This window comes from Curtobacterium sp. MMLR14_002 (assembly GCF_001864975.1).
GTDB classification, from domain to species: domain Bacteria; phylum Actinomycetota; class Actinomycetes; order Actinomycetales; family Microbacteriaceae; genus Curtobacterium; species Curtobacterium flaccumfaciens.
The window spans coordinates 15,982-28,116 of record NZ_MJGT01000077.1 but is presented as its reverse complement, the minus strand read 5'-3'; the positions used below and the strand labels follow the sequence as shown (position 1 = coordinate 28,116).

The following is a 12,135-nucleotide window of genomic DNA, read 5'->3' as shown; positions in this document are numbered from 1 at the left end:
CCGTCCGTCCTGTGGGCGCGCTACGGGCGCAGGAGCACCTTGCCGACGCGGCCGGCGGTGTCGCTGGCGCGCACGGCGTCGCGGACCTGCTCGAAGGCGAAGGTCTCGGCGACGGGGAGCGTCAGCGAGCCGTCGAGCACGCGGGTGATGAGCTCACCGAAGAGCTGCCCCTTCGTCTCGGCCGGCATCGTCTTGCTGACGACGGAGCCCCAGAAGCCCTTCACGGTGAGCTGGCCGAAGATGACCTTGCCCGACGGGATCTCGAGCGTCGGCGACGCCATCGCGCCGAAGACGACGAGGGTGGCGTTCTCGCCCAGCACGGAGGCGATGTCGCCGGCGGCCTTGCCACCGACCGACTCGACGCCGGCGATGATCGGGGCGCCACCGGTGATCGCGGCGACCTGGTCCTGCCAGTCGTCGGCGTCCGTGGCGACGATGCGCTCGATGCCCTGCTCGCGGAGCTCGTCGACACCGGCGGCGCGACGGACGAGTCCGATCACGTTGATGCCGCGGGCGGCACCGAGCTGGGCGACCATGCGACCGACCGCACCGTTGGCGGCGTTCTGGATGATCCAGTCGCCCTCGTGCAGGTCGAGCGAGTGCAGCAGGCTGATGGCGCTGAACGGCATCGAGACGAGCTGGGCGGCGGCCTCGTCGGTCATCGCGTCCGGCACCGGGACGAGCCCGGCGGCGTTCGCGGTGTAGTACTCGGCCCAGACGCCGAAGGCACCGCCGGCGACGCGCTGGCCGACCTGCAGGTTCGTGACGCCCTCGCCGAGGGCCTCGACGACGCCGAGTGCCTCGGTGCCCGAGGCGGCGGGGAGCTCCGGCTTGAAGCCGTAGGTGCCGCGGACGGTCCACAGGTCGTGGTTGTGGATGGGGGAGAGGACCGTGCGGACGAGGACCTCGCCGGCGCCGGGCGTCGGGACGGGGCGCTCCTGCACCTCGAGGACGTCGGCGGGCTCGGCGAACGTCTCGTGGACGACGGCGCGCATGGTGGTGGGGGTGGTGGTGCTCATGGGTCAGTCCTCCGAGACGACGATGGTGACGTCGATGTTGCCGCGGGTCGCGTTCGAGTACGGGCAGACCTGGTGGGCGGCGTCGGCGAGGGCCTGGGCCTGGTCGTGCTCCAGGCCGGGGATGACGACCTCGAGCATGACGGCGAGCTGGTAGCCACCGTTGCCGTTCGGGCCGATCGACACGCGACCGCCGACGGACGAGTCGGTGATCTTCACCTTCTGGCTGCGGGCGACGCCCTGCAGTGCGGAGTGGAAGCAGGCGGCGTAGCCGGCGGCGAAGAGCTGCTCGGGGTTGGCGCCGTTGCCGGAGCCACCCATCTCCTTCGGGATGGCGAGGTCGAACTCGACCGTGCCGTCGCTCGTGGCGACGTGGCCGTTGCGGCCTTCGCCGGTGGCCAGGGCCTCGGCGGTGTAGAGGGTTTCCATGGGGTTCCTTCCTTGTGGGGCGGATCGTGAAGTTCGGGGGTGTGCGGCGTGCTCTCGCGCTCAGCGACAGTTCACGGGCGCACGTGGCCGTGCGGTGTCGCTCAGCGCGAAACGGCGCCACCGCCGGCGTCAGCGCCAGCGGCGTCGTGCTCGGCCGCCGCGTGCATCGTCTCGGTCAGCCGGTGCAGCGTCGCGATGAGCTCGGCGGCGGCACGTTCGTCGGCCAGGCCCATGCCTGCGGCGATGCGCGCGGGGATGCCGCTCAGCTCGGACCGCAGTTCGCGGCCGCGCTCGCCCACCGTCACGGTGACGACGCGCTCGTCGGTGCTGCGGCGCTCGCGGCGGACCAGGTCGCTCTGCTCCATGCGGCGGAGCAGTGGCGAGAGGGTGCCGGAGTCGAGCTGCAGGTGTTCGCCGAGGCTCGAGACGGTCTGGTCGCCCTCGACCCACAGGGTCACGAGCACCAGGTACTGCGGGTACGTCAGACCCCAGGGTTCGAGCATCGAGCGGTACGCCTGCGTGGTGGCGCGGGACGCCGCGTAGAGGGAGAAGCACACCATCTCGTCGGTCACGGGCATGCGTCCACACTGTCACGCAACCAAGTTGTGCACAACTCGATGCAGCGGATGCCCAGCTGACGAACACGCCGACGACCCGGACGGTTAGGCTGACGTGACCCAAGATGAGCAGCAGCGACCTCGACAACACCACGACCCCCGGCAACGGATCGGCGTCGTCCCACGGCAAGACGATCCTGATCGGTGAGCACGCCGTGGTCTACGGCGCACCCGCTCTCGTCCTGCCGGTGCTCGACGCACGGGTCGTGGCGACGGTCACCCCGGTCGCCGCCGACGCCGAGCAGCCCGGTCACAGCCTGCAGTCGACCGTGCACACCGGCCCCCTCGACCTCGCACCCGCGGCCGTGATGCCGACCGTCACCGCCGTCACCGCGACCCTGCGCCACTTCGGGGTCACCGACCGCCACTTCCACGTCCGGGTCGACAGCGAGGTCCCGACCGCCCGCGGCATGGGCTCGAGTGCCGCGGTCGCCGCGGCCGTGACCGCCGCCGTCGCCGACGCCCTGGGCGAGACCCTCGACGTCGAGACACACCACGAGCTCATCCAGGAGTGCGAGCGCGTCGCCCACGGCCGACCGTCCGGCCTCGACGCCCGGGGCGTCGTCGCGTCCGCGCCGGTCTGGTTCGAGGGCGGGCAGATCGAACCCGTCACGCTCGGCGCCCGGTTCACCTTCGTCGTCGCGGACACCGGCGTCCCCGGGCATACCCGCGAGGCCGTCTCGGCCGTCCGCGCCCGCCACGACCAGGACCCGGTCGGTGTCGGCGCCGTGATCGACCGGATCGGTGCGCTCGCCCGTCGGGCACGGGGGACACTCGAGGACGGCGATGTCCAGGCTCTGGGTGCCACCATGGACGCCGCGCACGACCTGCTCAGCACACTCGACGTGTCGAGTGACGACCTGGACCGGCTCGTCGACGCCGCACGTGCTGCGGACGCCCTCGGCGCGAAGCTCACCGGCGGCGGGCGGGGCGGGTGCGTCCTCGCGCTCGCCGCGGACGACGACCACGCGGACCGCATCGCGGCCGCACTCCGCGGCGCAGGGGCCGCAGCCACCTGGACCACCACGATCGGAGCCCGCGCTTGCTGACAGCCACCGCCGTCGCGCACCCCAACATCGCCCTCGTCAAGTACTGGGGGAAGGCGGACGCGCAGCTCGCGCTGCCCGCCACGGGCAGCGTCTCGATGGGGCTCGACGTGTTCCCGACGACGACCACCGTCACGGTGGACGGCGGACGGGAGGCCCGTGACGCGTTCACGCTGAACGGTCACGTCGTCGACGACGGTGCGCTGGTGCGCGTGCAGCAGTTCCTCGACCTGGTGCGCGAGCTCGCGGGGTCGTCCGAGCGGGCGTCGGTGGTGTCCGAGAACACCGTCCCGACCGGTGCCGGGCTGGCCTCGAGCGCGTCCGGCTTCGCCGCCCTGGCGACCGCCGCCGCCGCGGCCTACGGCCTCGACCTGTCGCCGCGCGACCTGTCCCGTCTGGCCCGTCGCGGTTCCGGCTCGGCCACGCGCTCGATCCCCGGCGGTGTCGCCGTCTGGCACGCCGGCGACGACCAGGGCTCCTTCGCCGAGCCGATCCCCGCTCCGCCGATGGCCATGGTCGTGGTCACGATCGACGCCGGCCCGAAGCCGATCGGGTCGCGCGAGGCCATGCGCCGCACCATCGCGACGTCGCCCTTCTACCCGGCCTGGGTGACCTCGACGACCGAGACCGTCGGCGACATGCTCACGGCCTGCGCGGGCGGCGACTTCACCCGCATCGGCGAGATCACCGAGAGCAACGCGCTCCGGATGCACGCGACGATCGAGGGCGCGTTCCCGCCGATCCGCTACCTCAACGCCCGCAGCGTCGCCGTGTTCGACGCCGTCGCCGAGCTGCGTGCCGGCGGCACCGAGGCCTACGCCACGGCCGACGCGGGCCCGAACGTCGTCGTGCTCACGAAGCCGCAGGACCGGGCGGCCGTCGCCGGGGCGCTCGCGTCGCTGGGGGACGTCATCGAGTCCGGCACCGGACCTGCCGCGCGGGTGCTCCGCTCCGAAGAGACCGGGAGCAATCCCGACCAGAAGGAGTCCGCGCAGTGATCGAGTTCCGTGCACACGGCAAGCTGTTCGTCGCCGGCGAGTATGCCGTCGTCGAGCCGGGCCAGCCGTCCGTCCTGATCGCCCTCGACCGCGCCATCACGGCGAAGGTGCGCGAGGGCCACGGCGCGGGCAGCGTGCACTCCGAGGAGTACGGGCACCTGCCGCTCACGTGGACCCGTGCCGAGGACGGCCTGGCGCTCGACCGTGAGCACCACCCCTACGACTACGTGATGGCCACGATCGACCTGGTCGAGAAGCTCCGCGCCGAGCACGGCATCGCCCCGCGGTTCCACGACCTGCGCATCGAGAGCCAGCTCGACGACGCCAGCGGCCGGAAGTTCGGACTCGGGTCCTCGGCCGCGGTCACCGTCGCCACGGTCGGTGCTCTCGACCGCTTCTACGGCATCGGCCTGACGCAGCGTCAGCGTTTCCAGGTCGCGCTGCTCGCCACCATCCGGGTGAACCCCCGGGCCTCCGGTGGCGACCTCGCCGCGAGCACGTTCGGCGGCTGGCTGCGCTACAGCGCCCCCGACCGCGAGCGCCTCGCCGCGATGCTCGGCGACCACGCCGTGTCCGCGATCCTGACGGACGCCGACGCCTGGGACGGCTTCGACGTCCAGCGGCTGCCTGCTCCCGAGAACCTGCAGCTGCTCGTCGGCTGGACCGGCTCGCCCGCGTCCACCACGAAGCTCGTCGACGTGGTGCGTCGGCACCGCAACGGCGGGTACCAGGCGTTCCTCGACGAGAGCCGCAGCGCCGTCGACGACCTGACCACGGGCCTCCAGACCGGCGACGCCGAGCGCACGCTCGGTGCCCTCCGACGCGCCCGTGGGCTGCTGCAGCGTCTCGGCGACTCGGTCGGGTCGAAGATCGAGACCGAGCGGCTCGCGACCCTCTGCGACGTCGTCGAGGCGGCGGGCGGGGCGGCGAAGCCGTCCGGGGCCGGCGGCGGCGACTGCGGCATCGCGCTCGTCCCGGCGGACACCGACCCCGCCGGCATCCACCGCGCCTGGGAGGCGCACGACATCAGACACCTCAGCGTCGCGGTGCGAGCACCAGAAGGAGCCCTCGATGAGTGACCTGCTCACACCGATCCCCACCAAGTGGGTCGGCCCGATCCGCGTCAGCGGCAACGCCGTGCAGGGGGAGCACGAGGTCCCCCTCGCCACCTACGAGTCGCCGCTCTGGCCGTCCGTCGGCCGCGGTGCACGCATCTCACGGATGGTCGAGGACGGCATCGTCGCGACCGTCGTCGACGAGCGCATGACCCGCTCCGTCGTGGTCCGTGCCGACAGCGCCGCAGCAGCCCACGTCGCCGCGGGGCAGATCCTCGCGCGCCAGGACGAGCTCGCCGCGATCGTGTCCGGGCAGAGCCGGTTCGCCAAGCTCATCGAGGTGCACCCGGAGATCGTCGGGGACCTGCTGTTCCTGCGCTTCGCGTTCACCACCGGCGACGCCTCCGGCCACAACATGGTCACGCAGGCGGCGGACAAGCTGCTGCCGGCGATCCTGGACTGGCAGCCGGGCCTGCGGTACGTCTCGGTGTCGGGCAACTTCTGCACCGACAAGAAGGCCACCGCGGTGAACGGCATCCGTGGCCGCGGCCGCAACACCATCGCCGAGATCGTGATCCCCGGCGAGGTCGTCGAGAAGCGCCTGCGGTCGAGCACCGCGCGCATCGTCGAGCTGAACATCGCGAAGAACCTGATCGGGTCGACGATCGCCGGGGCCATCCGCTCGGCGAACGCGCACTACGCGAACATGCTGCTCGGCTTCTACCTGGCCACCGGGCAGGACGCCGCCAACATCGTCGAGGGTTCGCAGGGCATCACGAGCGCCGAGGACCGCGACGGCGACCTGTACTTCGCGACCTCGCTGCCGCACCTGATCGTCGGCACGGTCGGCAACGGCAAGGGCGGGGACCTGCCCGTCGTCGAGGACGCCCTGGTGCGCCTCGGCTGCCGCGAGGACCGCGAGCCGGGCGGGAACGCCCGGCGCCTCGCCGCCCTGTGCGCCGCGACCGTCCTGTGCGGGGAGCTCTCGCTCCTCGCTGCACAGACCAACCCGGGTGAGCTGATGGCCGCCCACGTCGCCATGGAACGCCGTGGCACGAAGCCCGCAGGGGGTGCCGCATGACCGGCGTCGGCATCCACGACATCGCGATCGCGACCGGGCACCACGTGCTCGAGCTCGACGACCTGGCCGAGCGGCTCGGCGTCGACCCGGCGAAGTACCACGTCGGCATCGGGCAGGACGCCTTCAGCGTGCCCGCGCCCGACGAGGACATCGTCACGATGGGCGCCGCCGCCGCGAAGGAGCTCATCGACCGGCACGGCGTCGAGGGCATCCGCACGGTGCTGTTCGCCACCGAGTCCGGCGTCGACCAGTCGAAGGCCGCCGGCGTGTACGTGCACGGCCTGCTCGGGCTGCCGAAGGCCGTCCGCGTGGTCGAGCTGAAGCAGGCCTGCTACGGCGGGATGGCCGCGGTGCAGCTCGCACTCGGCATCGTCGCCCGCGCCCCGCACGAGCGGGTGCTCGTCATCGCCGCCGACGTCGCCCGGTACGACGTCGACACCCCGGCCGAGCCGACCCAGGGTGCCGGTGCCGCCGCGATCCTGGTGTCCGCCGACCCCGACCTGATCGAGATCGAGCCGGCGGCGGGCGTCTACACGGCGGACGTCGACGACTTCTGGCGCCCGAACGACCGCTCCACCGCACTCGTCGACGGTCGGCTCTCGGTGAGCGCGTACGTCAACGCGTTCGTCGGCGCCTGGGACGACCTGGCGGAACAGGGCGGCCCCGCGTACGACGACATCGCCCGGTTCGTGCACCACCAGCCCTTCACCAAGATGGCGATCAAGGCGCACCGCAAGCTCACGCAGCACGTCGGCGCACCGTTCGACGAGGCCGACCTGGCGATCGGGTTCACCTACAACCGGCAGACCGGCAACACCTACACGGCATCGCTCTGGATCGGGCTCGCAGCGCTGCTCGACCTGGACGACGACCTGGCGGGGGAGCGACTCGGCCTGTTCAGCTACGGCTCGGGCAGCGTCGGTGAGCTCATCACCGGCACCGTCCGGCCCGACTACCGCGAGCACCGCCGTGCGGGTCGCGTGCGGTCGCTGCTCGAGGCGCGGGTCCCGCTGACGGTCGACGCGTACCGCGCGCTGCACGCCGCGGGTGCCGCCACCAGCGAGGACGTCGAGCGTCCGCGCGTCACGACCGCACCGTTCCGGTTCGCGGGCGTGCGCGGCGGCGCGCGGCACTACGAGGCGTCCTAGACCGGCACGAGGCGTCCTGGACCGGCACGAGGCGTCCTGGACCGGACACCGGACGGACGGGAGGCCCGTGGCGGCGCCGCCACGGGCCTCCCGTCCCTCTGCCGGTCACGCTGCGGACAGGACCTCGCGCTCCAGCCGCTGGTAGCTGGCCTCCATGCCCTCCGTCATGCCGGTCGCGAGGATCGCGTCCCGCTGCTCCCGGTCCGGGTAGGTGACGAGCAGCATCATGAGCGTGACGCCGTCGGCCTCGTCGAACTGCAGGTCGTTCGTGTTCGGCGGGAAGGGTGCCCCGGTCATGCGCTCGGTCGACACCATCCGGCGTTCCGGTTCGACGACGAGGTTCTCGCCCTCGAACCCGAAGGGTTCGCCCTCGGTGTCACCCGTCGGCGCCCAGGCCTGCCGGAAGGCGCCGCCCGGGGTCAGGTCGTTCTCGTACACCGTCATCTCCCACCCGTCGGGGCCGAGCAGCCACCGGCGCACCAGGTCGGGCTCGGTGTGCGCCCGCCAGAGCAGGTGCCGCGGTGCTGCGAACGCCCGGGTGATCCGGACGTGGGTGTCGTCGAGGACCTCGGTCTCGGTGCCCGCACCGAGGGCCCACTCGCGCAGGTCGGCGAGCACCCGGTCGAGCTGGCCGAACGCCTGCTGGTAGCCCTCGAGCATGCCCATCTCGAGCATCGCGTCGAGGTCGGCGGTCGAGGCGAACGAGGACACCACGGTGACCCGCGAGCCGTCGTCCGCCGGCCCGAACGACAACACGGTCTCGCTGGTGGGGAGCGACTCGTCGACCGTGCCCTCCGGGCCGGTGAACAGGTCCCGGAAGACGATGCGACGGTGCTCGTCGACCTCGGTGACCTGCCACACGGCGTGGAACCGCTCGCCCTGCGGAGACGTCATCCGGTAGTCGGCCCGGCCGCCGGGGCGCAGGTCGAACGTCGTGAAGGTCGCGGGGAAGCCGGGCGGTCCCCAGAACCGCTCGAGCTGGCGCGGGTCGGCGAAGGCGGCCCAGAGGCGTTCGACGGGGACGGGGAACTCGGCGACGAGGGTCATCGAGAGGGTGTCGGGATCGGTGTGGACGGACGTGGTGGGCATCATCGCTCCTGGTGTCGTCGGGTGTCGTCTGGTGCTGGGTGTCCGGACGCGTCGCCGTCGAGCACGTCGCCGAGGCGGTCCATCCGGGTGTGCCAGAGGCGGCCGTAGGCGTCGAGGAGGGCACGGACCCGGTCGAGCTGCTCCGGCTCGGCGCGCACGATGCGGGTGCGGCCGCGGGCCTCCTTGCTCACGAGTCCGGCTCCTTCGAGGACGGCGACGTGCTTCTGGACGGCGGCGAACGACATCGAGTAGGCGTCCGCGAGCTCGCTCACGGACGACGACCCGACGAGCGTGCGCCGGACGATGTCACGACGGGTCGCGTCGGCCAGTGCGTGGAACACCCGGTCGACCTCGGCGTCGGACAGTTCAATTCGTACAACCATTTGGTTGTAGGTTACGTCCGGCCGGTCTCGTCCACAAGGGGGACCTGCCGGTAGTCTTGCCGCGGAGATCGGAGGGGCGATGGCGGAGCAGCTGGGTGCGTCCGGTGCCGTCCGTGCCCTCGTCGCCACCCTGCCCCGTGCGCCGCAGCTGTCCGACGTGGTGACCGGCGTCGGTCGGATGGTCGGCAAGCCCACACGCGTCGTCGACGTCGACGGGCCGAGCTGGGGTCCGCTCACCGCGCTCGTGTCGCAGTTCGAGCACGAGAACCTGGTGCTCGTGCCGGCCGACGCACCGCCGCTCTACCGCATGCACTGCGTGCTGCACGAGCTCGGGCACCTGGTGCACGGCGACGTCGGCACACCGACCGCGTCGTCCGTCGCCGAGTTCGCCGCCGGGGGCCACGTCTGCCGTCGCGCGCTCGACGCCGACTCCGGGCTCGTGAGCATCTCCGACGACGACGAGCACTTCGCCGAACGGTTCGCCTACGAGCTCGCGACGGTCCTGCTCGCCGGGGCCACGGGCGCGGACGAGCGGGCCTACGGCTGATGGCCGTCCTGCACGCCGCGGCCTTCTGGTTCGCGGCGCTGATCTTCCTCGCCCGCACGCCGTACGTGCTGCGGAACCCCCGTGGGCGGGCGGCCTGGGGCGCCACCGGCGTCGGGGCGCTGGGGCTCCTGACCCTCGGCAGCGTCGTGCCGCAGCCGGTGCTCGACGGTGCCCTGGGTGGTTCGAACCTCATCAACCTGGTGCAGAACGTCTGCGCGACCGTCGCGTTCTGGCTGATGCTGCGCGCGAGCACCGACGACCTGCCGGAGCGCCCGGTGCTCGCCAGGCCGGTGGCGCTGCTCGTCGTGGTCGTGGCCTTCACGGTGCCGTTCCTGCTGGTCGAGGAGCGCGGCGGGACCGACTTCCACTTCATCGTGCGCGAGATCGAGCAGACCCCGATGTGGCTCTACGGGACGGTGTACATGGTGGGCGTGGGGATGATCGCCGCGACGACCCTGCGCCGTGGCGTGCTGCAGAACCCGGTGGCACTCGTGGTGTTCCGCGTCGGGCTCGCCCTGGTCGTCGTGGCGAGCGTCGACGAGGTCGCCTCGCTCACCGCCGACCACTTCGGGCTCTTCCCGGCCGGGGTGCGGGACGGCCTGCGCTTGGCCTTCGACCCGCCGTTCTACCTCGGCATCGTGCTCATCGTCGTGGCGATGGCCTCGCTGACGTTCCGGCGGTGGGGCCGTGACCTGCGCCACCGCGGGCACCACCGACGTCTGCGCCGCATCGCCCGTCGGCACGCGGTGCGGGCGGTCGAGCGGCCGGGGGACCCGCAGGCCCGGACCTACGACCTGGTGATCGCGATCCGCGACGCCGAGGTGCAGGGCCGGACCCTCGACGACGCCGAACTCGCGCAGGTGCGGTCGGCGGAACGGACCCTGACCCGGAGCCTCGGAGGATGACGGCGTGACGATCGTGTGGTGGGTGCCCGGAGCGCTCGTGGTGCTGGCGGCGGTGTGCCTGGTCGGCCTGGTGGTCCTGGTCGTCCTGCGGAAGGTCGTCGGCAGGATCGTGCTGCCTGGTGGCGACCGGTGGACGCCCGTGCTCGAGTCCGACGCGGACTCCGTCCGGCTGCCGATCACCGACGACACCGTGCGGCCGGGGGAGTACGGGCTGTGGCACGACGGCCCGGGGCACACCACCGTCGGGCCGGTGCTCGAGGTCGACGAAGCCGCCGGGTTCGTGCGCCGGGCCGTGGTGCGGACGACCGGCGCGGTGTCGTCGCGGGTGCGGTGGAGCGGGCACGTGCACCCGGACCCGGCGGCGATGGACGTCGACTGGTCCGAGGTGTCGCTGCCGACGCCGGTGGGGCCGGCGCCCGCGTGGGTGGTGCGGCCGGGGCCCGGCGGCGCTGGGCGCCCCGACCCCGTGGCCGCCCGCACCTGGGCTGTCCACGTCCACGGGATCCGGACGACCCGGGTCACCGCGCTCCGGACCGTCCCCGCGGCGCTCGAACTCGGCTGGACCTCGATCGTCCCGTCGTTCCGCGGCGACGGCGAGGCGCCGTGGGAGGGCCGGGCCTCACACCTCGGAGCCCGCGAGTGGGCGGACGTCGAAGTGGCGCTCGACCACGCCGTCGCGAACGGCGCCGAACGGCTCGTCATCGTGGGGTGGTCGATGGGCGCGACGATCACGCACGAGCTCCTCGCCCGCTCGGCGCACCGCGACCGCCTGGCCGGGATCGTGCTCGTCGCCCCGGCACTGGACTGGGCCGTCACCGTCCGGTCCCAGGCCCGCCGCGCGGGACTGCCGGGTTTCGTGGTGCGTGCTGCCCTCGGGGCGATGGCGACGCCGGTCCTCTGCCGGACGGTGGGGCTGCGGTCGCCGGTCGACGTGCGCGCGCTGTCCTGGTTGCGCGCACCCCGGCCGCTGCCACCGACTCTGCTCATCCACTCCACCGGCGACACCACTGTGCCGTTCTCGGCCAGTCAGGAGTTCGCTGATGCCCACCCCGGCACCGTGACACTGGCGGTCAGCGAGCCGGCCGAGCACGCCTGGGAGCGCAACGTCGACGCGGTCTGGTTCGACCGCACCATCACGGACTGGGCGTCCGGTCTCGCGCACACCGGAGCGCAGGAGTAGAAGGAGCCATGGGGCAGCTCATCTACGACGGCCGACCGCTCGACCTGCGGATCGACGACCGCGCGCTCACGCACCTGCAGATCGTCATCGTCAACATGCTCCGGCGTGACCACCGCTTCGCGTTCTCGTGGAAGGACGACGTCGTCCACGGCAACGGTCGCAGCACGATCTGGCTGCACCCCAACGTGAGCCTGCACTTCAAGTTCACCGGCAGCCGGGTGCCGTCGATCAACCGCAGCTGGCTCGAGGACCTCTACGCCTCGGCCACCTCCGGGTCGGGGCTCGTGCTGACGCCGGAGCCGGCGGACACCAGCACGGCGGCCGACTCGGCGTGGTCGCGGGCGGTGGCACCCGGCGACGCGGACGACGCCTCGGGGACACCGAGCGGGAGCACCGCGCGCTGATCACGGGAGCAATAGCACAGCGGGCTGATCCGGGTCAACGGGTTCCGCCCGAACTCCACACCTCGTACGGTTTCCGTACCGCGGTTCGCTGTCGTCCCCCCGCGCCGGCCCGCTCGGGCGCCGGTGCTGGCAGTGTCCGCGGCAGGAGGGGAACCCGAACAGCCCGTGACGCACAGCGAGTCCGGTGCCGACCAACCACCGGTGACCGAGACGAGCGAGGGACGCGAGTCCCGGATC

At 72.6% G+C, this 12,135-nt stretch carries 14 protein-coding genes; 9 read left to right on the top strand and 5 right to left on the bottom strand.

The window, feature by feature from the left end; all coding sequences use genetic code 11:
* Window positions 1–20 precede the first annotated feature (20 nt).
* The 3 genes from BIU91_RS14835 to BIU91_RS14825 all read right to left on the bottom strand — a co-directional run bounded on the left by BIU91_RS14835 (window position 21) and on the right by BIU91_RS14825 (window position 2,023).
* Window positions 21–995: a zinc-binding dehydrogenase gene (locus BIU91_RS14835; protein ID WP_071406109.1), complete on the bottom strand. Its 975-nt coding sequence runs from the start codon at window positions 993–995 to the stop codon at window positions 21–23.
* A 27-nt stretch (window positions 996–1,022) separates the two neighbouring features.
* Entirely contained in the window at window positions 1,023–1,445 is a 423-nt protein-coding gene (locus tag BIU91_RS14830; protein WP_071406102.1) for an organic hydroperoxide resistance protein, read from the bottom strand.
* A gap of 101 nt (window positions 1,446–1,546) precedes the next feature.
* Complete coding sequence (locus BIU91_RS14825; RefSeq protein WP_171907850.1) at window positions 1,547–2,023, bottom strand: MarR family transcriptional regulator; 477 nt, start codon at window positions 2,021–2,023, stop codon at window positions 1,547–1,549.
* A 104-nt stretch (window positions 2,024–2,127) separates the two neighbouring features.
* On the opposite strand from BIU91_RS14825, the gene mvk reads away from it, so the two are divergent.
* Genes mvk through BIU91_RS14800 form a run of 5 tightly spaced genes read left to right on the top strand, consistent with a single transcriptional unit; the run spans window position 2,128 to window position 7,390 of the window.
* Window positions 2,128–3,111 (top strand): mevalonate kinase, encoded by a 984-nt coding sequence (mvk, locus tag BIU91_RS14820; RefSeq protein WP_084741327.1) that lies wholly within the window; start codon window positions 2,128–2,130, stop codon window positions 3,109–3,111.
* Window positions 3,105–4,106 (top strand): diphosphomevalonate decarboxylase, encoded by a 1,002-nt coding sequence (mvaD, locus tag BIU91_RS14815; RefSeq protein WP_071406101.1) that lies wholly within the window; start codon window positions 3,105–3,107, stop codon window positions 4,104–4,106. The genes mvk and mvaD overlap by 7 nt, the downstream gene beginning before the upstream one ends.
* Window positions 4,103–5,185: a phosphomevalonate kinase gene (locus BIU91_RS14810; RefSeq protein WP_071406100.1), complete on the top strand. Its 1,083-nt coding sequence runs from the start codon at window positions 4,103–4,105 to the stop codon at window positions 5,183–5,185. The genes mvaD and BIU91_RS14810 overlap by 4 nt, the downstream gene beginning before the upstream one ends.
* Entirely contained in the window at window positions 5,178–6,242 is a 1,065-nt protein-coding gene (locus tag BIU91_RS14805; protein WP_071406099.1) for a hydroxymethylglutaryl-CoA reductase, read from the top strand. The genes BIU91_RS14810 and BIU91_RS14805 overlap by 8 nt, the downstream gene beginning before the upstream one ends.
* A complete protein-coding gene (locus BIU91_RS14800) occupies window positions 6,239–7,390 on the top strand; it encodes a hydroxymethylglutaryl-CoA synthase (RefSeq protein ID WP_071406098.1) in 1,152 nt (383 codons plus the stop codon). The genes BIU91_RS14805 and BIU91_RS14800 overlap by 4 nt, the downstream gene beginning before the upstream one ends.
* Window positions 7,391–7,495: 105 nt before the next feature.
* On the opposite strand, the gene BIU91_RS14795 is transcribed toward BIU91_RS14800, so the two are convergent.
* Together BIU91_RS14795 and BIU91_RS14790 are read right to left on the bottom strand one after the other, a co-directional pair.
* The gene (locus BIU91_RS14795; protein WP_071406106.1) at window positions 7,496–8,479 is read right to left on the bottom strand and encodes an SRPBCC family protein; all 984 of its coding nucleotides are present in this window, start codon (window positions 8,477–8,479) and stop codon (window positions 7,496–7,498) included.
* Window positions 8,479–8,862: a metalloregulator ArsR/SmtB family transcription factor gene (locus BIU91_RS14790; RefSeq protein ID WP_071406097.1), complete on the bottom strand. Its 384-nt coding sequence runs from the start codon at window positions 8,860–8,862 to the stop codon at window positions 8,479–8,481. The genes BIU91_RS14795 and BIU91_RS14790 overlap by 1 nt, the downstream gene beginning before the upstream one ends.
* Before the next feature lie 79 nt (window positions 8,863–8,941).
* Between BIU91_RS14790 and BIU91_RS14785 the strand changes: the two genes are divergently transcribed.
* The 4 genes from BIU91_RS14785 to BIU91_RS14770 are packed head-to-tail and all read left to right on the top strand — an operon-like array spanning window position 8,942 to window position 11,898.
* Complete coding sequence (locus tag BIU91_RS14785) at window positions 8,942–9,409, top strand: hypothetical protein (RefSeq protein WP_071406096.1); 468 nt, start codon at window positions 8,942–8,944, stop codon at window positions 9,407–9,409.
* Window positions 9,409–10,314 (top strand): hypothetical protein, encoded by a 906-nt coding sequence (locus BIU91_RS14780; protein ID WP_071406095.1) that lies wholly within the window; start codon window positions 9,409–9,411, stop codon window positions 10,312–10,314. The genes BIU91_RS14785 and BIU91_RS14780 overlap by 1 nt, the downstream gene beginning before the upstream one ends.
* Window positions 10,315–10,318: 4 nt before the next feature.
* Window positions 10,319–11,494, top strand: a complete 1,176-nt coding sequence (locus tag BIU91_RS14775) for an alpha/beta fold hydrolase (RefSeq protein WP_084741325.1) — start codon at window positions 10,319–10,321, stop codon at window positions 11,492–11,494.
* An 8-nt stretch (window positions 11,495–11,502) separates the two neighbouring features.
* Window positions 11,503–11,898 carry an ATP-dependent DNA ligase gene (locus BIU91_RS14770; RefSeq protein ID WP_071247046.1) on the top strand — a complete coding sequence of 132 codons (396 nt, stop codon included), beginning with the start codon at window positions 11,503–11,505 and terminating at the stop codon, window positions 11,896–11,898.
* Window positions 11,899–12,135: the final 237 nt, after the last annotated feature.